This window comes from Ruegeria sp. CH8 (genome assembly GCF_056536985.1).
Genome location: NZ_JBQFQR010000008.1, coordinates 104,227 through 123,774 on the forward strand (window position 1 = coordinate 104,227; position 19,548 = coordinate 123,774).

Consider the following 19,548-nt stretch of genomic DNA (forward strand, 5'->3'; position numbering starts at 1 on the left):
GCAACGTAATGATGGAGACAACATGGCCAAGGAAGATACGCTCGAATTTCCCGGTGTCGTGAAGGAACTCCTGCCTAATGCGACGTTTCGGGTCGAGCTGGAAAACGGCCATGAGATCATCGCACATACGGCAGGCAAGATGCGCAAAAACCGCATCCGCGTTCTGGCCGGCGACAAGGTTCAGGTCGAGATGACCCCCTATGATCTGACCAAGGGTCGGATCAACTACCGCTTCAAGTAACGCCTGCCGCAATGGCGTTTATCTTAGGATCGGGCAGCCCAAGACGGCTGGACCTGCTTGTCCAGCTTGGCGTGCAGCCCGATGCCATCCGCGCCCCTGACATCGACGAAACGCCTTTGAAGGGCGAGTTGCCCGTGCCCTATTGCAGCCGCATAACGCGGGCAAAAGTGCAGGCGGTTCAAGCGGATAGCGACGATGTAACCCTCTGCGCAGATACTACTGTTGCGCTGGGCCGTCGCATTCTGGGCAAGCCCGAAGATGTGGGGCAAGCGGCTGAGTTCTTGCATGCTTTGTCCGGTCGGCGGCACCGTGTGATCACCTCGGTCGCCGTGCGGCGTGGAGATCGAGTGCTTCAGCGCGACGTGGTTTCTCAGGTCAAGGTTAAGCGCCTGTCAGACGTGGAAATTAACGCCTATCTGACCACCGAAGATTGGCAGGGCAAAGCCGGTGCATATGCCATCCAAGGCCCGGCGGGCGCGTTCATTCCCTGGATTTCCGGTTCGTTCACCGGCATTGTTGGCCTGCCCCTGTCTGAGACCGCCGCCCTTTTGCAAGGTATCGGCTATCCCCTATATCGTGAGGCATCATGAAGGGTCGCACCATCGTTCTGGACCATATCGACAACCGCGAAGCCGCTGCCTTGATGGTAGATGGCAGGCTGGACGACTTCCTGATCACCGCAGACGCCCCCGCGCCGGGCACGATCTATCGCGCCCGCGCCGACCGCCCGGTCAAAGGGCAGGGCGGCATGTTCCTGACAACCCCCGACGGCCCCGCCTTTCTGCGGCAGGTCAAGGGGCTGGCTCCCGGTGCGCTGATGCTGGTGCAGGTGACGGGTTACGCCGAGCCGGGCAAGGCGCTGCCGGTGACTGACCGCATCCTGTTCAAAAGCCGCTATGCGATTGTCACGCCTGATGCGCCGGGTTTGAACATTTCGCGCTCCATCCGTGATGAGGATGAACGCGACCGTCTGCTCGAGATCGCGCATGAAAGCATGGATGGCTGCGACTATGGCCTGATCCTGCGCTCATGCTGTGCAGGAGGGGATGCGGGTGAGATTGCCGAAGACATCAGCGCCATGCTTGGCCATGCCGATCAGGTCCTGAACGATCCGGGAACTGAGCCTGAACTGCTGCTTGAAGGGGACGGTCCGCACGTATTGGCTTGGCGCGACTGGACTGATCCGGCCGAGGTCGTGACCCAAGCCGGAGGTTTCGAGATGCAGGGCGTGCTCGACGCACTGGACGTGGTGCGCGGGATCGCCGAGCCGCTTCCGGGCGGAGGGCATCTCTTTATCCAGCCCACACGCGCGCTGGTTGCCGTGGATGTGAACACCGGGTCCGATACGTCCCTGTCCGCCGGAACCAAAGCCAATTTCGCCTGCGCCAAGACGCTGGCCCGCGCGCTGCGCGTGCGCGGCCTGGGCGGGCAAATTACGGTGGATTTGGCCCCCATGCCCAAGAAAGACCGCCGAGGCTTTGAATCGGCCCTGCGCGCCGCGTTTAAGGCGGACGGGATCGAAACCACTCTGGCTGGTTGGACCCCGTTGGGCCACTATGAACTGCAGCGCAAACGTGGCCGCATCCCTTTGACGGAGGTGCTGAAATGAGCTGTCCGATTTGCGGTGAAGATACGGTCATCAGGTTCCGCCCGTTCTGTTCCAAACGCTGTGCTGACATTGACTTGGCCAAGTGGCTGAACGGGTCCTATGCCGTTCCGTCGCAGCGCGAAGAAGACCTGGACATAGATGTCACCGAGGGCAAAACCGAGCAATCGCGCCCACATTAAAAAAATGTCAAAAAGCCTCTGGACACTGCCTGTGGCAAGTCATAGAAGGCCTCCACCCAACGATAAACATCGTTCCCGTGCCCGGGTAGCTCAGGGGTAGAGCAGTGGATTGAAAATCCTCGTGTCGGTGGTTCGATTCCGCCCCCGGGCACCATTTAAGCACTTGATTTTTATCAATATTCAATTTTGAGCCTCTCATGGTTTGACAGTTTTCTTGAAGGGTTTGACAACTCTCGATCTGCGTTCGTTCTCCTTTTCTAGTGCTTCCATCGTGATCCGGTTGCGGTCCGCGAGGTTGGCGGACCGGGAATAGTGACGGGCCATAGATGGGGTCTTTTGCCCCAGCAGGTCCGCAATCTGGCGTTCCTCAAGCCCTGCCTCGCGCGGTGTCGTGGCCACGGTATGCCGCAGCCCCGTGAATGTCAGGCCGGGTTGCACAACGCCCTCAGCTTCCAGCTTTTTCTTGAAACGGTACCAAACCGTCGAAAAGCCGTTGTAGGTCCAAGGCTTTCCGTTTGATGAGGCTAGGATGGTCACGGCGTCGTGCTTGGGCGCAGCATCCAGAGCCGCTTGCAGTGTCGGACCGATCGGAACGGCAACTTCCTGGCCCGTCTTGCCCCTGACGCCCCAGATCGTGTCGCCGTCTATCTTGCGACGGGTCAGCTTGAGCGCATCGGACGGATCAAGGCCGGTATTCATAATCAGCGCCACCGCCACTCGAACGTGCGGGGCAGCTCGATCCAGCACAACTGCGCGTTCCTCCACCGTCCAAGGCCGGTTGGCATAGGGCCGATTTTTCGGGCGCGGCTTGGGAATGACACCTGCCGCATAATCCCGGTCGATCAGACCGCGCGGAATGGCGTAGCGAAAAACTTGACTCAGGAAGGTGCGGACCATGTTTGCTCGCCACGAGCCAATCTTGCCCGCCGCTTTGTTATGGATGCCTGAAACAAGGGGCGTCGTGATTGCTGAAACAGGCGTGTCCTGGATTGGGTACAGGAAGTCAGCGCACTTGCGATAGTCGCGCTTGGTGGCGTCCGACAGATTGCCATAGTGTTCAGACTGGAAATAGGCATTGACCAGCCCGCCAAGGGTTCCCGGCTTAAGTGCTTGCACCTTCCTCGCCTCGGCAATGGCAGCAATGCGGGCGCATTCCGCAAAAAACTCAGCCGATCCTAATGGAGTCTTTTCCAGGTCGATCTTGTGACCCGTGGCGCGATGATAACAGCGCGGTTTCCCGTGCCGATCATCGAATATCTTGAAACCTCTTACCCTGACACGTGTCATTTCAACTTGCCAAGAATGACGTCCTGCGTTGCCATCTCGGCCCCTTCCTTCATTGCATCAATCCAATTGTCCAGATCGCGCTTGTCCCAAAGGACTGTGCCGGGCCGCATTTCAATTGGTTGGACGGGGCACTTTGTTTTGAAGAGCTTTGGAGGAAGTCCAGTGTAAACCGCCGCCTCAGACTGTTTCAGCATGCGTTTCTCATTAACGTTGATAGTGAGACTAGCGATAGCCACTGCTAGTGCCTCCCAAGTAGCTCGTTGTTCCATAGCGTTGACCAAGAGGTCCGTTCGGGGTCAATTTACCCCGAGGATCAATTGGCGTTTTTTTGGCCGGTTGGTTTTCTTCGACTACTTGTCGCATCATTCAGTGCCAAACTCTGATGCAATAGCCTCTATCTCACCAAACGAAATCTGGCGCTCGACGTGCATGCCTTCCATTTCAAATAGTCTTGACAGCCCTAACTGAGACCACGAGGTTGGGTTTCCTTCGAGTTCGTTTTTTTCATTTCGGTATGATGAGCCGGTGTGAAAAAAAATAATTCTAATCCGGCGTTTTTGAAAATCACATAAGCTGGTCTTTCATGGACGCTATATTTTAAGCTAAATATTGATATGTCTGAATCCACATTGACCCGATGCGACGACACGAAATCAAATAGGTAAACAAGGAAGTCTTCAGCGGTGTTTTCTCGCTTAAAATCGAGACGCTGAACTACACTTGCAGTTTCGATCTGTTCGAATTCATCATTCCGGAATTGACGGTAAATCTTAAAAGTATCGACTATTAGGTTTGGTGGGGCGCCTGTCATTAGAGCAAGCGTTAGCCTCGCCGCATCACGCGTTGTCATATCCGGTGCGTTCACGCCACGAGCTCCAGTCGTCAGAAAGCCTGCTTCACGGAGCTTCCTTGCAACAAAGTTGACCGTCGCTTGATCGATGCCAAGCGCACTTGATGTGATTTTTATGAGATGACCAGACTTCATATCCTAAATGCGCATTGCGCATATAGGATATGTCAATACACCTTTTGCCCGTCGTCAGAGTATTTTGGAGAACACAGGCTGTATCGTAGCGGAGGCTCTAGTTCGGTTTCTGTTGAAGTTTGGGCGGCAGCGGCTTGGCTCTGCAACTGCCGTAATCGGATTGTCTGCGTCTTGATCTCCTCTCTCATCTTCAGGATTTTCGCGCCGCGGCCATGATAGACGTCCGCTGGTGTCAGATTCACGAGGCTCTCGTGGTAGCGTTGGTTGTTGAGTGAGCGACGAAGGCACCGATCTGTCATTCGGGGCCGCCGGGTATGTAATAGTTTTCCAATAGCACTGGGCTTTTATGGTCTTTTATACGACTGCTTTGGGCTCGGAGCGGTCATTTAGCGAAATCTGCTCAACGTCTGCTTTGCGGACAGAGCTAACCTTCGTGCCGATGTTGTCAATCTCCGCAAACGGCCCAAAGCCGGCCTCCGGCAACAACCATCGGTGCTGTGATGCGGCCCATCAAACCGGACATTAGCCGCAGTTGCGAAGCCTGAGGGCAGATGAACTCACACAATGCGGGCAATACCGACATTTGAAACCTGTGCTCAGCAAGGTGAAATTCTACGTTTCTGAGGCCCATTAGGACACGACTGCCCACCCAGATGCGTTAGTCCTTAAACAGTTAATTGCCGAGGCTTGCCCCGCCGCAAATTGTGTACAAGATTGAAATATAGCCGACGTGCGACAAGGGCATCCTGCAAGACTGTCTTCCTGAGCAATACCAGATACATCAGCAAGCTCGTATAGCGGGTTTGTTGGTGGCTTTATCGTATCCAGGGTGGCGAAAATGACGCGGTCGAGATTGAAGTCATCTGGTACAGGAAATAAGCCACTCTTAAGAACGGCGCCCCAGATACCGATGCCGGTCTTGTCAGACTAAATTGGTTTGATGCCGTTTCAGTTGCATGTATTTTTTGTTTCGCGCCGCACCACAGAGTCTTTTTCTCTGCTGATTTTTTCATTCCCAGGTCCCCTCAAAAGGAACAACCAAGAAGGACGGCAGAATACGATTCCTCTGACCGTACCTTGCCGATGAAAGGGATGGCTAAGGAATAAATTCTTTCAGTACCCCAAACTTCAACGAACCCACGCTGGTACCTGTCAACGAATGCAGAAAAGCAACCAGGTTTTGAATTTCTAACTCCGTGAGTTGGACCGGAACAATGTCATTTTTTTTGCGTTGACGCTCCATTTCATAGTCGTCCTCCCAAACTAAGAAATCAGTTTTTTGCAACCATGGCACCTCAGGTAATGTAGCCATTTTAGGACTCCAGTTGTCTAGACTTGCCTGCGGATTTAGATGATGGCGAATGACGCTTTCAAGATTGGGGAAGGCGCCATTGTGACCGTAAGGCGCGGTCAGGGCAACGTTGCGCAACATAGGGGTGCGGAACCTATATGCATCCTCAAGGCGGTTGCTTTCACCCATGCGGCCTACATCCCGGACGAAGGGATCCCACTGCCTGGTGCGGCCCGGCCCAAAGGGCGGTAAACCCAAGGCATGGAACTTCTGATCTGACATGAGCGGTCCGGTGTGGCAGGTGGAGCAGCGTGCTTTGCCGTAGAAAAGATTCATCCCATCCAATTGAGCCGGCGAAAGGGCATTTGTGTCACCCGCGAGGTAGTAGTCAAATGGGCTGTCGGTGCTACGCCACTCTATCGCCATGAAAGCGGCCAGAGCATTGGCGATTTGCGTGATAGTGATGTCTTCAGTCGTCTCGATCTCATCAAAGGCGGCGACGATGGCCGGACCATAGCGTGGATCGGTGCGGACGCGTTTCGCCAGAATCGGCCAGCCTTTGTCAATACGATCATGCACCGCGCCTGTGACCTCATTCTCGGCCACATTGCCCGCCATTTCGAATTGTGAAGTCAGGGGAAACAGGGCCTGTGCCGCCAGCAGGGAATTCAGGCCCTCGGGCAGCCACTCCTGCGCTGGGGAATTGAAGCCGTTGCCGTAGACGTCTGAAATACTCAGCCTGCCGTCATGAAAGACGGTGTGAATTTCCTTGGCCCCAAGGTTCCATAGGCCCGGAGAGTTACGAGGAATACGTTTGCGTATTCTGTCTGCCCCGGTGCCGGGTGTGCGGTCCGGCCCCAACCCCTGTCCGCCTTCTCCTATGCCCAGTGATAGCCCGTCCGAGGTGCCGAAATCCGGGTGGTGACAATGGGCGCAGGTGATGTTGCGGTTGCCTGACAGGATCGGGTCGTAAAACAATTGATGACCGACAGCGGCCTGTTCCATATCAAAGGAGATAAAGTCATCATCGGTTAGCGGGCGCGGCAAATCCTGTGCCGCAGCGGCCCCAACCCACAAGAGAGCAACCATCCCATGCGTCAGCTTGTTTTCGCCCTTTGCGTATTTGCTTTTCCGGCTCTGGCGGAACTGGAGCAAGCGCGCGATATGATGGAAGCCGGACAGTTTGAAGCCGCGCGTGAGGAGCTTCTTCCAGCTGCGCGCTCGGGCAACGCCGAGGCAGAGGAGTTGATCGGCGTGATGTACGGGCTGGGTCTCGGGGTCGAGCAGGATTACGAACGGGCCTTTGAATGGTATCTGCGCGCCTCGATGAAGGGGCATCCGGGGGCGCAGTCGGGAGTTGGCTGGTATTATGAATTGGGTCTGGGCATGCCCGCACCGGATTTGGTGCGAGCCTATATGTGGTACACGCTCAGCGCCATTGGCGGCGACCCCGACGCGGCGATCAGCCTTGAGGAAGTGGTTAAGAAAATGTCGCCGGAGCAGATTCAAAGGGCCCATGTGCTGGTCAACGACTACAAAGGGTGGATGTACCCGTTTCGGTGATAGCCGGGCCGCAAAGCCCGACCCATACACTTAGTTCAGGTCCGCATCGCGCGAGGCGTTCACATCGGCCTCAGCCGCAGCAACCGCTTCGGTCAACGCACCAAAGATTTCGTCCCCGCGGGCGACGTTGGACTGGAACCAGTCATAAACCGGGGTTGCGGCCTCTTTGAACGCGGCCTTCTGATCGGGCGTCAGGACATAGAGATCTCCACCACCGGCGACAAAATCCTCGTAGGCCTGAATCGATTTGCGCTTAGGCGAGGCAAAGGTGGCCTGTTGCAGCGCATAGAAACCGTCGACGACGACGCGGCGCATATCCTCGGGCATCTCCTGAAACTTGGCGTTGTTCATCCACCACAGTGCGCCCATATAGGCATGGCCGTCCAGCGTGACATATTGCAGACCCGCGTCAGGGAATTTCATGCCCATAATGTCGGTGATGCCGTTCTTGGATCCCTCGACCACGCCGGTCTGGAAGCTGGTGAACAGTTCCGGCCATGGGATCGGTGTCGGCGAAGCTCCCAGAGCTTTGACCAGTTCCTGCGGCAGGTCGGCGACCACTGTACGGATTTTTAGACCTTCCATGTCGGCAGGCTCGGCGACGCGGCGCTGGGTGTTGGCGAAGTTGCGCCAGCCGCCGGTGTTGCCAATGGTCATCAGACGGATCGCGCCCCCAGAATCCTCCAGCGCCATGTTACGCATGGTGCGGGTGAAGTCACCGGACAGAACATGTTCGGCTATGCGGTCATCGGCCATCAGGTAGGGCAGGTCCAGAACCTGCACGTAAGGAAAGATGCCCGAGGCCCCGCCCGAGGTGGAGATGTAGATGTCGATGGTGCCATCGGCCACGCCTTGCAAGCATTCTGCGCCGTTGGAACACAGTTGGGTACCGATGAACAGCTCGACCTCAATCGCACCGTTCGAGGCGGCCTCGACATAGTTCTTGAAGACAATCAGGCCGTCATAATCTTCGTCATTTTCGTTGGAGTTGGCAGTAGCGCGCAGTGTGTAGTCGGCGGCTGTGGCGGCCATGGCGGACGCGGCCACAAGCGATGTGGCCACCGCCGCGGTTTTGATGAAGTTTCTGAGCATGCGTTTCCTCCCTGTGATACTCAGTTCAGTTTGCAAATCCCGTTATCCTAGGGATCGTCATGGATAGTGCGGGGATATAGGTGATCAGGAAGATCACTATGATTTCGACGGCCAGGAACGGCAGGATCGCCTTGGCGATGGTTTCAACCCGTTCGCGCGATACGGCGGCGGCGACGAACAGGACCAAGCCCATTGGCGGGGTGGCGAGGCCGACGGTCAGGTTGACGCTCATGATGATGGCGAAATGGATCGGGTCTACACCAAGGCTGGTGAAGATGGGTCCAAGGATCGGGCCAAGGATGATGATCGCAGGGCCTGCATCTAGAAACATGCCGACGATGAAAAGCAGCAGGTTGATCAGGAACAGCAGGATAAGCGGGTTTTCCGACAGGCTGAGGATCAGCGAGGCCAGTTGTTCCGGCGCATGGCTGAGACTGACAACCGTCTTGAACGCCATCGCTGCACCGACCAGCAGCAGGACGACGGCGGAGGTCATGCCTGCGTTGCTGAGAACTTCTGGCACTTCCTTCCAAGTCAATGTGCGAAGGACGAAGAAGCCGATTATGAAGGCGTAGCCCACGGCGACGGCAGCGGCCTCGGTCGGTGTGAAAATGCCGCCCAGAATGCCGCCCAGAATGATCACCGGGGTCATCAATGGGAAGAAGGCTTTCAGGCTGGCCTGACGCCGTTCGGGCCAAGTGTATTTGCGGCTGGCCACGGGGAAGTCGTACTTGTCAGCCATCAGTTTGATCATCAGCATCAGTCCGACACCGACCATCACGCCGGGCACGATGCCCGCAAGGAACAGCGCGGCGACGCTTTCGCCCATGACATAGGCGTAGATGATCATGATGCCCGAAGGTGGGATGATCGGGCCGATCACAGAACTCGCCGCTGTAATCGCAGCGGCGAATTTGCGTGTATAGCCCTGTTTTTCCATCGCCGGGATCAGCATCGACCCAAGCGCCGAGGTGTCCGCCACGGCCGACCCCGAAAGGCCCGCGAAGAGGATCGAACTCAGCACGTTGACATGCGCCAGACCGCCGCGCAGGTGGCCCATTAGGGCCTGGCTGAACTCGACCAAGCGGATTGTTATGCCACCTCGGTTCATCAACTCTCCGGCCAGCATGAAGAAGGGGATCGCCATCAGCGGGAAGCTGTCCATGCCGTTATAGACATTGCGATAGAGCAGCGTGATGTCGTTGGTCTGACCGTTGAGCCATAGCAAGATACCGGGCGCAGCCAAAAGGGCGAAAAAGACCGGCAGGCCGATCAGCAGGAAAATCAAGAAGGTGGGTAGGAACCAGATCAGCACTTATTCGGCCCCCACTGCCGCGTCGGGAATTTCAGGCAACAGGTGACCCCCGCCCAGCAGAGTGATGAAGGATCGCAGGATCAGCTCGATATTCACCGAAATCAGCAGAATGATCCCCACCAGCAACGAAGCCATCATCCAACTGCGTGGTATTCGATACCATTCGTCGAACCCGAATGAGGTGGGCACGTATAGCGCTGCGGTGGCGAATTTGCCGCCAAAACCAGTGACCTCGGACCAGCCGATATTGACCGCAACCAGCAGGACGGCGAGCGAAATCAGCAGCAGGAACAGGTTCAGCGATTGGCCGATTAAGCGCGGCAAAAAACGCTCCAGCATATCGATGGCCACAAAGCCGCCGCGGCGAAAGGCGGTGGGTGCCATCAGGCCGGTCATCCAGAGCATGCAGAACCGCGCAGCCTCATCCGGCCATGGCAGAGCATTGCCCAGCACATACCGAAAGAACACCTGGATCAGGATTGCGATCACCATGAGTGCAATCGCAACGACACCAACCGCGCGGCCCAGACGCAGCACGATTTCGTTTACGAATGCAATCGGCGCAAGCGCCGATGCCAGTCCGCCCATGCGGATCCTCCCTTGTTCAGCCGCAGGTATGTCCCGCGGTCGTCAAATCGCGCTTAGTGCTGCGCGAATTGGCCGAGTTTCCCGGCGTAAAAGGTCAGCGCGTCTCCATCCGCCATGCTGGCCTTAAGAACCTTTCCCACCACAATAACGTGATCGCCTGCATCGTGATACGCGTGCTGTTCGCATTCGAACCGCGCCAGACAGTCCGGTAGGATCGGCGTTCCGTTTTCGCACCGCTCATGCGCGATGTCGCGCAACGCAAAGGCGTCTTTCGAGCATCCGAAGCACAGCTCTGCTTGTTCCGAGGACAGCACATGCACGCTGAAATGGCGGGCTTTGTGGAAATAGGCGAAACGGCGCGAATTGCGGTCGCCCGCCCACATGATCAGGGGCGGGTCCAGTGACAGAGACGAAAAGCTGTTGGCCGTAATGCAGATCGGCCCGTCCGCGCTGTCGCAGGTGACAATGGTGACGCCGGTGGCAAAACGGCCGAAGGCGTCGCGCAGGGTGCGTGTGTCGTCCTTATGCGGAACGAAGGTGTGGGTCATGTCCTTTGAGATTGCGTTCATCATGGTACCTCATGCCCCAGCGCCGCCTCGTACAGGCGGTACCAACTTTCGCGATCCAGTTTGACTTTCAACGCGTCCGAGGCGCGCTTGATCCGGTCCAGATTGTTGGTGCCCAGAACCGGCAGGATGTTGGCCGGATGGGCCAGCAGAAAAGCCACGGCAACTGCAGCGCGATCCACGCCGAACTCGGCTGCGATTTCATCCGCGACAACACCCACAGGCGGGTTTCCGGCCATCAACAAACCGCCACCCAACGGAGACCACGCCATCAGTGGGTGGCCGTGTTGCTGGTGAAATGCCAGATCGCCGTTGGTGAAGGGGCTGATCTCACCCAGAGAAACCTCGATCTGGTTGGTGACCAGCGGCGTTTTCATCGCCGATTGCAGTAGGGACCAATCCCAAGGTCGGAAGTTCGACACGCCGATTGCGCCGACCTTGCCGCTGGCCACGACCTCGTCCAGAGCAGCTCCAGTATCATGGTGGTCCATCATGGGATCGGGACGGTGGATCAGAAGCAGATCGATATGGTCAATCGCCATTTCGGACAGCGACGTGTCAACCGATTTCAGAATGTGCGCGCGCGAAGTGTCGTAGTATTTTACTTTCGCATCCGCGTAACGGCCAACCGGCGCGATGATGTCACATTTGGTAACGATCTCCATCTTTTGGCGCAGGCTTGGGTTGATGCGCAGGGCCGCGCCCAGAACAGCCTCAGCCTCGTAGCCCCCATAGATGTCAGCCTGATCGAAGGTGGTGATACCCTGATCCAGACAAGCCTGGATTTTGGCTTCGACATGAGCCGCCGATGTGTCTGTGTCGTCGCCCAAGCGCCACATGCCATAGACAAGGCCGCTCATTTCCAGCGAGTCAGATAGTTTAACACGTTGCATCAGCGACGAACTCCGTTGCCCAGCGGTGTTGCCGGGGTATTTGAAGGAACCCTTCCGTAAGCTTCGGGAAGGGAGCAGGTTTTCAAGTTCGGCAGAACACGGCTGCCGAAATGGCGAGCTTCGTCCATGTGGGGATAGCCCGAGAAGATGAAGGCACGGATACCCATCTTCTGATATTCTTCGATCTTGGACATAACCTGATCGGTCGAACCGACCAGCGCTGCGCCACATCCCGAACGCGCACGGCCAACGCCGGTCCAGAGACCCGGTTCGACATAGCCGAAATCGTCTGCCAAGTCGCGGTTTTTGGCCTGATGCGCGACGCCCAGCGAGGTCGAATCCAGCGCCCGTTCGCGGATGGCGCGACCGTACTCGTCGTCTAGCTTCGAGACGAGGTAATCCGCGTACTCCTGGGCTTCAGCCTCTGTGTCGCGAACGATCATGTGGACGCGTAGGCCGTAGTCCAGCGTGCGGTTGTAATTCTCGGCGACCGCGTGAACGGCCTTCATGCGTTCGGCCAGTTGGTCCTTGGTTTCGGGCCACATCAGATAGACGTCACAATGTTCGCCACATAGTTCCAGCGCGGAGGGAGAATAGCCGCCGAAATAGAGTAGCGGTCCTCCAGTCTGGTATGGCTTGGCCGGATCAGTGGTCAGGCCTGAGAAGTTATAGACTTCGCCTACATGATTGATCTCATCCTGCGTCCAAGCCTGTTTCAGGATCTCTACCACTTCGCGAGAGCGCTGATAGCGGAACGCGCTGTCGGCTTTCTCACCGGGAAAATCGGATGAGATGATATTGACTGTCAAACGCCCCTTCAGCATGTGATCCAGCGTTGCAATGGTGCGGGCCAGCATGATCGGCTGCATCTCACCGCAGCGTACGGCAGCCAGCAGGTTGATCCGGTCGGTGATTGGAGCGCAGCCCGCGACAAAGCTCAGCGTGTCCTGACCAACCTGGTAGGAGGACGGGCAAAGGATGTTGCGGAACCCCTGCGCTTCGGCCTCTTTCACAATGCTCGAGCAATGCTCCCAACTCGACCGCAGGTTGCCATCGGGAACGCCAAGGAATTGGTAATCATCGGAACACAGCGCGGCAAACCAGGAAACTTCGGCCGAATTTAGATCGGGGGATGTGATGGGGACGATGCTCATTTGATTCACGCTCCGTACATCTTTGACTTTTCTCTTGCGTAGCAATCGCTTTGATGTAGATCAATAGTGTATCAATTTTTGCTGCGACTGAGTGAAGCGTCTATCGTGCTTGCATCCAACCGAAACCCAAATGCCCTGCCGGTATATATTCAGATCGCGGAACTTCTGATCCGCGACATCGCGGCTGGGCGCCTTATTGATGGCGAGCGTTTGCCGCCCGAGCGCGAGATGGCGGCGGAGTTGAATGTCTCAGTTGGAACGCTACGAAAATCGCTCTCCGAGCTAGAAAAAAAGGGGATGTTGGAGCGTATCCAAGGCTCAGGCAACTACATCCGCGAGACCGGCACACAAAAAAGCGTCTATGCAATGTTCAGGCTGGAACTACCTGAAGGGGGTGGCCTGCCACGTGCGGATATCCTGTCAGTTGACCATCTGAAGAAGCCAGTCGATCTGCCTAAATTCGGCGCTTCTGATGCCGGTTCGCGCGTGCGGCGGATGCGCTACCTGAATGATACAATCATCGCCGTCGAAGAAATTTGGCTAGACGAATCAGCGGGTCTGGTCGACCAGAGCCTACTGTCCGACTCACTCTATCGCTATTATCAGCGGCAATTGGGCTTTTGGATCGCAAGAGCCGAAGACAGAGTCTCTGTCCGGCCGCTACCGGACTGGACACCTCCTAACTTCACTAAACCAGCGGGCCAAGCGGTAGGTTACATCGAGCGGTTCAGCTGGTCGGAAAACGCCGAACCCGTTGAATTCTCAAAAACATGGTTCGACCCAGATCGGGCCAACTACGTACAACGTTTGAAGTAAAAGGAATCGCACGTGACCCGGACCATCAACTACGGGCTGATTGGATGCGGAATGATGGGGCAAGAGCACCTGCACAATATAGGATTGCTGGAAGGTACTAATGTGGCAGCAATCTTTGAGCCCGATCCAGAGATGGCAAAAGTCGCCAAGGCAATTGCGCCAACTGCAGCCATGGTTGGTTCCGTGCAAGAGCTTCTGGCGGTTGAAGAACTGGACTGCGTCGTCATTGTTAGCCCAAACCATCTTCATGTGGATCAGATTTGCGAAATCGCTGAAACACGTCCACTACCGCTTTTAGTAGAAAAGCCATTGTTTACTGACCCGCAAGACGTGGCCCGACTCGAGCAATTGGAGCGTGATTACCCCTGCCCGATTTGGGTCGCGATGGAATACCGGTACATGCCCCCTATTGCTGCTCTGATCGAAAAGGCTCAGGCGACAGGTGGTATAAAAATGTTATCGATCCGCGAGCATCGTTTTCCTTTCCTGGAAAAGGTCGGCAACTGGAACCGTTTCAACCGCAATACTGGTGGTACTTTTGTCGAAAAATGCTGCCACTTCTTCGACCTCATGCGTCTAATACTGAAATCCGACCCGGTGCGTATAACGGCAAGTGGTGGGCAGGCGGTGAACCATTTGGACGAGAGTTACGACGGTCAAACCCCAGATATTCTGGATCATGGCTATGTTCTTGTCGACTTTGCTTCGGGTGCGCGCGCGATGTTGGAACTTTGCATGTTTGCCGAAGGCTCTCGCTATCAGGAAGAAATTTCGGCCGTCGGACCAGATGCTAAGATCGAGGCGTTGGTTCCAGGACCCGGGCGCTTTTGGCAGGATCACTTGGGCGCTCCCCCTGCTCCGCGAGTAATCGTTAGTCCGCGCAATCCCAAGGGTCCCGTATCAATGGACGTTCCAGTGGACCCGAACCTGTTGGCGGCTGGGGATCACAATGGGTCGACCTACTATCAGCATAAAGGATTCTTGGCCGTGCTTCGTGGCGAAAAAGCAAAGCCGGACGTGAGTCTGAGTGACGGCAACTGGGCCGTCAGAATGGGGCAAGCAGCGCAACAGGCAATAGACACCGGCGAAACGGTATACATGGTCGATTGAATGGAACCAAAAACAAGGGTGCGTTTTGCAGCCGCTATGAGGCCCCATATTACTCGAACTTATGTCAGATATAGCCACTCGAGTGGGCAAAGGGCCATTTTTACCGACTGTGCAAGCCTGCTTTTCCGTATTCCCACTTGAATGCGCCCCTATACTTTTTGTCTTGCCTTCCCGGATGCGAATGGCCGCCTTTCATGATCGAGTGAGATGCTCTTGCGGATGCAGCTAAGTCCGCTCAGCAGTCGTTCACGCCGCGTGCAGCCGATGTCTACTTCGAGCCCACTTTGACCGATGCCGCAGTCTGTTCGAACGGAAGCTATGCCGACCTTGCAGACATTCTCGGCAGCGCGGCATTGATGGTTGTGCACGCTTGAAGTCCGATCCTGTGGAAGAAGACCGGACATTCTCGATGCTTCATTTCGACCGCAAGTCAGCAGGCGAAACGGTCTTCTGCACTGCAGAGTTTGTCGATGTCGAGAGCCTTCTCAATAACTGCGTCGATTAAAACAAGCAGGTCCACTTCATGAAGGCTCACTGCGCAACTAATGCAATCTAAGGCCGCCTTGAACAGGACACTAATGCACTCTATCGGCTCCCGATGAACTTCAATGATGCCACCTGATCATATTACATCCCTATCAGGGTATGCGTTTAAAATACCGGTCTGATCTCCAGGTCCAGAAGAACCACATCGAGCGCCCGGCGGACGAGAACATGATCCGGTCCGCCCGACCCGCGAGATTGTCGAAAGGCACGAAACCGACACCGCCTGCGCTTTGTGGAATGCGGCTGTCCGACGAGTTGTCGCAGTTGTCACCCATGAAGAAGAAATGGCCCTCGGGAACGTGATAGACGCCGGTGTTGTCCAACGCCTGATTGCCGATGTTCAGGATCGCGTAGCTGCTCCCGTTTGGCAGTGTTTCGATCTGACGCTCCTTTTGACAGATACCGCCTTGCCTGACCACGTCGTTGGCGCAGCGAGGGCGCATTCGCTGCGGGCCCAGCGGGCCGTAAGTTTCGTCAAAGGTTCCATCATCGACAAGCCCGACCGGCGCGTCGTTGATGTGCAATACACCGTCCTTCATCTGGATCCAGTCACCCGGAAGGCCTACCAGGCGCTTGATGAAATCCCGGCCGTTGACCGGGTGGCGAAAAACCACAACGTCGCCGCGTTTGGGATTAGCTTGGAACAAGCGAATCCCAGCCTGCTCTGAAATTAACGGGATCGAATGCGTCGAATATCCGTATGCAAAATCAGAAACGACGATGTAGTCCCCAATCAATAGTGTTGGCTTCATAGAACCCGCCGGAATCCAGTACGGCTTGTATGGGAAAGTTGAAAAAACCACCAACACAATCCAAAAGATCACAACGGATGGTAGAAAGTTACCAGGCGGAAAAATCGTTAGCCATCGCCAAAACCGATAATCATACCATTTTAGCCTCAGCCAAAATTCGGATTCACTATTATGGACTAATTGTTCGACATGTGATGGCGCAACATCGTGCAACGGGTGACGTTTCTCGTTTTCCCCAAACTGGAAAATCATGCCATCATGCTCAAATTCCAGCAGATCGATACCCTCATTTTCAAGGCATTTTGACACCTTGCGCCAGTGACGCTCGGTTTTTCCAGGCCGCAACCCAAACAGCCTGAGCAAAAGTCCCCTCGACTCCTGTGGCATGACAAAGAAGGTTTTGTTTGCCAACAAGGGATCAGACAGAACCTGCTTGGTCTCCCAGATCGTCGATGGCGTGTCCCCGGGAACCAGGAAAATTGCCCGCGCTCCGCGTGCCGTTTCCAAGACAAATGATCTCCACTCTTCGCTATCTTGGCTGAATTTTGCGGCTCCTACTGTTCGTTTGGTCTCGCCAATGGCGACTAACAAACCCTCTTTCGCCAAGGCTAAAGACAAGGCGCGCTCTATCGTCCACCATGTTCCGCTCAATGCCTGTTCCGTCCATGACAAATGCCTGACGCGTGTTCTCATACGCCGAGACGGTGCAAACGATCGGAGAAACAAAAAGTACGTTTCCGGGCTCAAGCTCGTAGACGCGAGCAACTGATTCATGGCGTCTTGTTTGGATCGCACCTTGAACCGGAAGACGAAAGTCACAATCACCAAGACAATCAGGACGATGAATGTCCCGGCAAGCCCCCAAACGCCCAGAACGGAATCCTCTGCTGCTCTTGAGGCAAACCACAATAGAAACATAAAAACAAAAAACAGCGAAATAGGCGCCTTTCTCCCGCTTGCTGGGGAGTAGAGGATGGCGCCTTTGTGATTTCTTCATGGGCTGACTTAATCAGAGCGAGTTCAACGCGATTGTCCAAAATACTGTGGCGATATAGGCTATTGTGCAACTCTTCTCGCCGAGGTTCAACGGTGACTGCGCTGACTGCTCGTGCATCGAAAGCTGAGTAATGTCATTCCAGGCCCATCACGGGCATTCGTTGTACGTCGCTTCAATGTCCGCTTCCAGTTAAGCGAGTGATGCTGCACATGCGAGGTACTAAATCAAGGCGTGCGGCAGCAACGCGCAGCCAGTGGATGCTCGTGATGATCGGTCGAAGGTCGGCAAAGTCCGCACAACAGCCGTTGATCACGTCGAGGCAGGCCAAAAGCCCGACAGAAGTCGGTGGATGACTGCTTCGAGCCCAAACCAACCAATGCTGCATGATGCATCAATGTCGGCTTTTCATTGACAGGGACCTAGGATAGGTTTTCAGTGTGAAGTTTGCTCGAACCATATCTGCCACACTGCTTGTTGTTTTGTTGGGCCTGATGACAGGTTTCGGCGAGCGAGCGTATGCGGTGCTGGAGAACTGCACTGGTGGGCATTGCGAACACCACCTGCATACGTCTGTAGTAGAACACCACGTTGACCATGCTTCAGTTACGCCAAGCGAAGGCTCCCAGCATGATCCAGGAAGTGCAACGAACGGAGGATGCAATCCGTTCGTGTGTAATGTTCTTGCACTCACGATGCAGAATTCCGCAACGGACCCCGACCAATCTGACACGGTATTGGCATGGCAGGTTACAAGCCTCTCGACGCTCAATGAACCGGGTAACCCTGACAGGCCACCTAACACTTAAAACAGATTTCCGACGCTGTTCACCGAGAGTGAACACGTTCCGGTGTGCTGCGAATTATTTGCGGCCTCACTCTGTTACAAACGTTAGGAGCAGTACATGAACCGAAAACATCTCCTGATCGGCGCATGCGCCGTGGTAGCCGTCGCTGCCTACATCACTCTACGCCCCGCCCCAACTGAGGAAACCGGGCAGTCGGCACCCGCTGAGGGCAAGGCGATGGTGGCAATTCAGATGCCGCCTATCGAAGGTAATGCGGCCATCGGACAACGAGTATTCGAAAGCGCGTGCGCCGCGTGCCACGGAAGCAACGCGGTCGGAGCTGAAGGCGCAGGGCCGCCGCTGATTCATGTAATCTATGAACCCAGCCATCATGCCGACGAGTCGTTTCAACGCGCTGTTGCGATGGGCGTCAGAAGCCACCACTGGCAGTTTGGCGACATGCCTCCGGTTGAAGGCTTGACCCGTGGCGACGTGGCTATGGTCATCGACTACATCCGCGAAATTCAGCGCGCTAATGGAATAAACTGAGGAACCATCTAATGAAAATGCTCACCATAGTTGCATTGATTTCCACGCTTGCCACAAGCGCTTTTGCTCATTCGAGCGTGGACACCACCACACCCGAAAACGGCGCGACAGTTTACGAAGTACCCTCTGAGATCAGCTTTAATTTCACGGATGATATTCGCCTGACAAAAGTTAACATGACCCATCAGGAGGTTCATACGGTCACGTTGGATATTGGAGACCAGACTAACTTTGGCCGCGTATTCGCGCTCCCGCTTCAAAGCATGGGCGAAGGCACCTATCGCATTGAATGGCGGGGCTTGGGTGCGGACGGACACGCCATGCAGGGCGAATTCACTTTCACTGTGGACTGACCATGCTCGATATCTGGGGAATAGGCGCAATCTTGTCCAAGCTGATGCTCTATGTCGGTATTGGTGGGGCGACTGGACTATTGATCATTCGCGCGGCTTTTGCCGCCCTTGTCTCACCTCTCTTCGATAGGATCGGTGTACAGATCGCACTGTTGGCTGGGCTTGCGCTTTTGGCCTCTGTCCTGAGCTTCATGCTGCGCGGCGCCGCCCTAACGGGCGGAGCCGATGGTATGGTCGATCCAGAAATGCTAGGTCTGTTGTGGCAGACTTCGGTCGGTGACGTTCTCGTCTATCGTATCATCGGTGCCGTATTGATCGTCATCGGAGTGTCCATTCCCCAAGTTGGACAGTGGATAGCGCTCGCAGGTGGATTGCTGTGTCTGTGGTCTTTTGTTCAGATCGGTCATGTCTCTGAACTGAAGCAACCAGGTGCCCGTTTGCTGTTGCTCCTGCACCTACTCGGCATCGCTTTCTGGATCGGAATCCTTGGGCCGTTGCGCGCCCTATCGCAACAGCCAGAAAATCTGGGCAACGCCGCCTCGTTGGGGTATCGGTTCGGACAAGTAGCTTCCATCGTAGTCCCGAGCTTGGTCTTGGCGGGACTACTTATGGCTTGGATGCTGCTAGGCGATCTGAGGGCTCTTGCGACAACTGGTTACGGGCAAACCCTGTTGATCAAGCTAGCTCTTGTAGGTGTGGTCTTGGCATTGGCAGCATTTAACAAACTCCGTTTCGTTCCCGCAATGCAAGCCGGGGATCACAAAGCCGCGCGCCATCTGGCGCGTTCCATCGAAATCGAAATTGCGGTCATTCTGTTGGTGCTTGGAGCAACCGCGACGCTCACCAGCGTTCTGACCCTACCGAATTGAGGCAATCC

The 19,548-nt window shown here is 55.7% G+C and carries 21 protein-coding genes and 1 tRNA gene; 11 read left to right on the top strand and 11 right to left on the bottom strand.

Annotated elements, in window-relative coordinates; all coding sequences use genetic code 11:
- Positions 1-22 precede the first annotated feature (22 nt).
- The 5 genes from infA (at position 23) to ACR0ER_RS11160 (ending at position 2,183) form a co-directional block, all read left to right on the top strand.
- Positions 23-241 (top strand): translation initiation factor IF-1, encoded by a 219-nt coding sequence (infA, locus tag ACR0ER_RS11140; RefSeq protein ID WP_005978431.1) that lies wholly within the window; start codon positions 23-25, stop codon positions 239-241.
- 11 nt (positions 242-252) lie between these two features.
- Positions 253-831 carry a Maf family protein gene (locus ACR0ER_RS11145; RefSeq protein WP_480768976.1) on the top strand — a complete coding sequence of 193 codons (579 nt, stop codon included), beginning with the start codon at positions 253-255 and terminating at the stop codon, positions 829-831.
- The gene (locus tag ACR0ER_RS11150; RefSeq protein WP_480768977.1) at positions 828-1,850 is read left to right on the top strand and encodes a ribonuclease E/G; all 1,023 of its coding nucleotides are present in this window, start codon (positions 828-830) and stop codon (positions 1,848-1,850) included. Before ACR0ER_RS11145 ends, ACR0ER_RS11150 begins: the two co-directional genes overlap by 4 nt.
- Complete coding sequence (locus ACR0ER_RS11155) at positions 1,847-2,029, top strand: DNA gyrase inhibitor YacG (protein WP_480768978.1); 183 nt, start codon at positions 1,847-1,849, stop codon at positions 2,027-2,029. The genes ACR0ER_RS11150 and ACR0ER_RS11155 overlap by 4 nt, the downstream gene beginning before the upstream one ends.
- 79 nt (positions 2,030-2,108) lie before the next feature.
- A tRNA-Phe gene (locus ACR0ER_RS11160) sits at positions 2,109-2,183 on the top strand.
- 41 nt (positions 2,184-2,224) lie between these two features.
- On the opposite strand, the gene ACR0ER_RS11165 is transcribed toward ACR0ER_RS11160, so the two are convergent.
- From ACR0ER_RS11165 to ACR0ER_RS11180, 4 genes are all read right to left on the bottom strand, one after another.
- Positions 2,225-3,316 (bottom strand): site-specific integrase, encoded by a 1,092-nt coding sequence (locus ACR0ER_RS11165; protein WP_480768979.1) that lies wholly within the window; start codon positions 3,314-3,316, stop codon positions 2,225-2,227.
- The gene (locus tag ACR0ER_RS11170; protein WP_480768980.1) at positions 3,313-3,510 is read right to left on the bottom strand and encodes a hypothetical protein; all 198 of its coding nucleotides are present in this window, start codon (positions 3,508-3,510) and stop codon (positions 3,313-3,315) included. Before ACR0ER_RS11170 ends, ACR0ER_RS11165 begins: the two co-directional genes overlap by 4 nt.
- Before the next feature lie 266 nt (positions 3,511-3,776).
- The gene (locus ACR0ER_RS11175) at positions 3,777-4,301 is read right to left on the bottom strand and encodes a hypothetical protein (RefSeq protein WP_480768981.1); all 525 of its coding nucleotides are present in this window, start codon (positions 4,299-4,301) and stop codon (positions 3,777-3,779) included.
- 1,096 nt (positions 4,302-5,397) lie between these two features.
- On the bottom strand, positions 5,398-6,681 hold the full coding sequence (locus tag ACR0ER_RS11180; protein ID WP_480769093.1) for a cytochrome-c peroxidase: 1,284 nt from the start codon (positions 6,679-6,681) through the stop codon (positions 5,398-5,400).
- 3 nt (positions 6,682-6,684) lie between these two features.
- Here ACR0ER_RS11180 and ACR0ER_RS11185 point away from each other — a divergent pair, with 3 nt between their 5' ends.
- Positions 6,685-7,155, top strand: a complete 471-nt coding sequence (locus ACR0ER_RS11185; RefSeq protein WP_480768982.1) for a tetratricopeptide repeat protein — start codon at positions 6,685-6,687, stop codon at positions 7,153-7,155.
- 30 nt (positions 7,156-7,185) lie between these two features.
- On the opposite strand, the gene ACR0ER_RS11190 is transcribed toward ACR0ER_RS11185, so the two are convergent.
- From ACR0ER_RS11190 to ACR0ER_RS11215, 6 genes are read right to left on the bottom strand one after another with little or no spacing between them, the layout of a single operon-like run.
- Positions 7,186-8,247 carry a TRAP transporter substrate-binding protein gene (locus ACR0ER_RS11190; RefSeq protein ID WP_480768983.1) on the bottom strand — a complete coding sequence of 354 codons (1,062 nt, stop codon included), beginning with the start codon at positions 8,245-8,247 and terminating at the stop codon, positions 7,186-7,188.
- A gap of 25 nt (positions 8,248-8,272) precedes the next feature.
- Positions 8,273-9,562 carry a TRAP transporter large permease gene (locus ACR0ER_RS11195; RefSeq protein ID WP_170337175.1) on the bottom strand — a complete coding sequence of 430 codons (1,290 nt, stop codon included), beginning with the start codon at positions 9,560-9,562 and terminating at the stop codon, positions 8,273-8,275.
- Entirely contained in the window at positions 9,563-10,150 is a 588-nt protein-coding gene (locus tag ACR0ER_RS11200) for a TRAP transporter small permease (RefSeq protein WP_480768984.1), read from the bottom strand. It abuts the gene before it with no gap.
- A gap of 53 nt (positions 10,151-10,203) precedes the next feature.
- Entirely contained in the window at positions 10,204-10,719 is a 516-nt protein-coding gene (locus tag ACR0ER_RS11205; RefSeq protein WP_480768985.1) for a flavin reductase family protein, read from the bottom strand.
- Positions 10,719-11,609 (bottom strand): aldo/keto reductase, encoded by an 891-nt coding sequence (locus ACR0ER_RS11210; protein ID WP_480768986.1) that lies wholly within the window; start codon positions 11,607-11,609, stop codon positions 10,719-10,721. Before ACR0ER_RS11210 ends, ACR0ER_RS11205 begins: the two co-directional genes overlap by 1 nt.
- A complete protein-coding gene (locus ACR0ER_RS11215) occupies positions 11,609-12,763 on the bottom strand; it encodes an LLM class flavin-dependent oxidoreductase (RefSeq protein WP_480768987.1) in 1,155 nt (384 codons plus the stop codon). The genes ACR0ER_RS11210 and ACR0ER_RS11215 overlap by 1 nt, the downstream gene beginning before the upstream one ends.
- A 105-nt stretch (positions 12,764-12,868) precedes the next feature.
- On the opposite strand from ACR0ER_RS11215, the gene ACR0ER_RS11220 reads away from it, so the two are divergent.
- Entirely contained in the window at positions 12,869-13,579 is a 711-nt protein-coding gene (locus ACR0ER_RS11220) for a GntR family transcriptional regulator (RefSeq protein WP_480768988.1), read from the top strand.
- A gap of 12 nt (positions 13,580-13,591) precedes the next feature.
- Positions 13,592-14,689 carry a Gfo/Idh/MocA family protein gene (locus ACR0ER_RS11225; RefSeq protein WP_480768989.1) on the top strand — a complete coding sequence of 366 codons (1,098 nt, stop codon included), beginning with the start codon at positions 13,592-13,594 and terminating at the stop codon, positions 14,687-14,689.
- Between the two features lie 638 nt (positions 14,690-15,327).
- On the opposite strand, the gene lepB is transcribed toward ACR0ER_RS11225, so the two are convergent.
- Positions 15,328-16,059 carry a signal peptidase I gene (gene lepB, locus ACR0ER_RS11230; RefSeq protein WP_480769094.1) on the bottom strand — a complete coding sequence of 244 codons (732 nt, stop codon included), beginning with the start codon at positions 16,057-16,059 and terminating at the stop codon, positions 15,328-15,330.
- A gap of 1,827 nt (positions 16,060-17,886) precedes the next feature.
- Here lepB and ACR0ER_RS11235 point away from each other — a divergent pair.
- Genes ACR0ER_RS11235 through ACR0ER_RS11245 form a run of 3 tightly spaced genes read left to right on the top strand, consistent with a single transcriptional unit; the run spans position 17,887 to position 19,540 of the window.
- Positions 17,887-18,318, top strand: coding sequence for a c-type cytochrome (locus ACR0ER_RS11235; RefSeq protein ID WP_480768990.1), 432 nt, complete (start codon positions 17,887-17,889; stop codon positions 18,316-18,318).
- Positions 18,319-18,329: 11 nt separating this feature from the next.
- The gene (locus tag ACR0ER_RS11240; protein ID WP_480768991.1) at positions 18,330-18,671 is read left to right on the top strand and encodes a copper resistance CopC family protein; all 342 of its coding nucleotides are present in this window, start codon (positions 18,330-18,332) and stop codon (positions 18,669-18,671) included.
- Between the two features lie 2 nt (positions 18,672-18,673).
- Entirely contained in the window at positions 18,674-19,540 is an 867-nt protein-coding gene (locus tag ACR0ER_RS11245; protein ID WP_480768992.1) for a copper resistance D family protein, read from the top strand.
- Positions 19,541-19,548 lie beyond the last annotated feature (8 nt).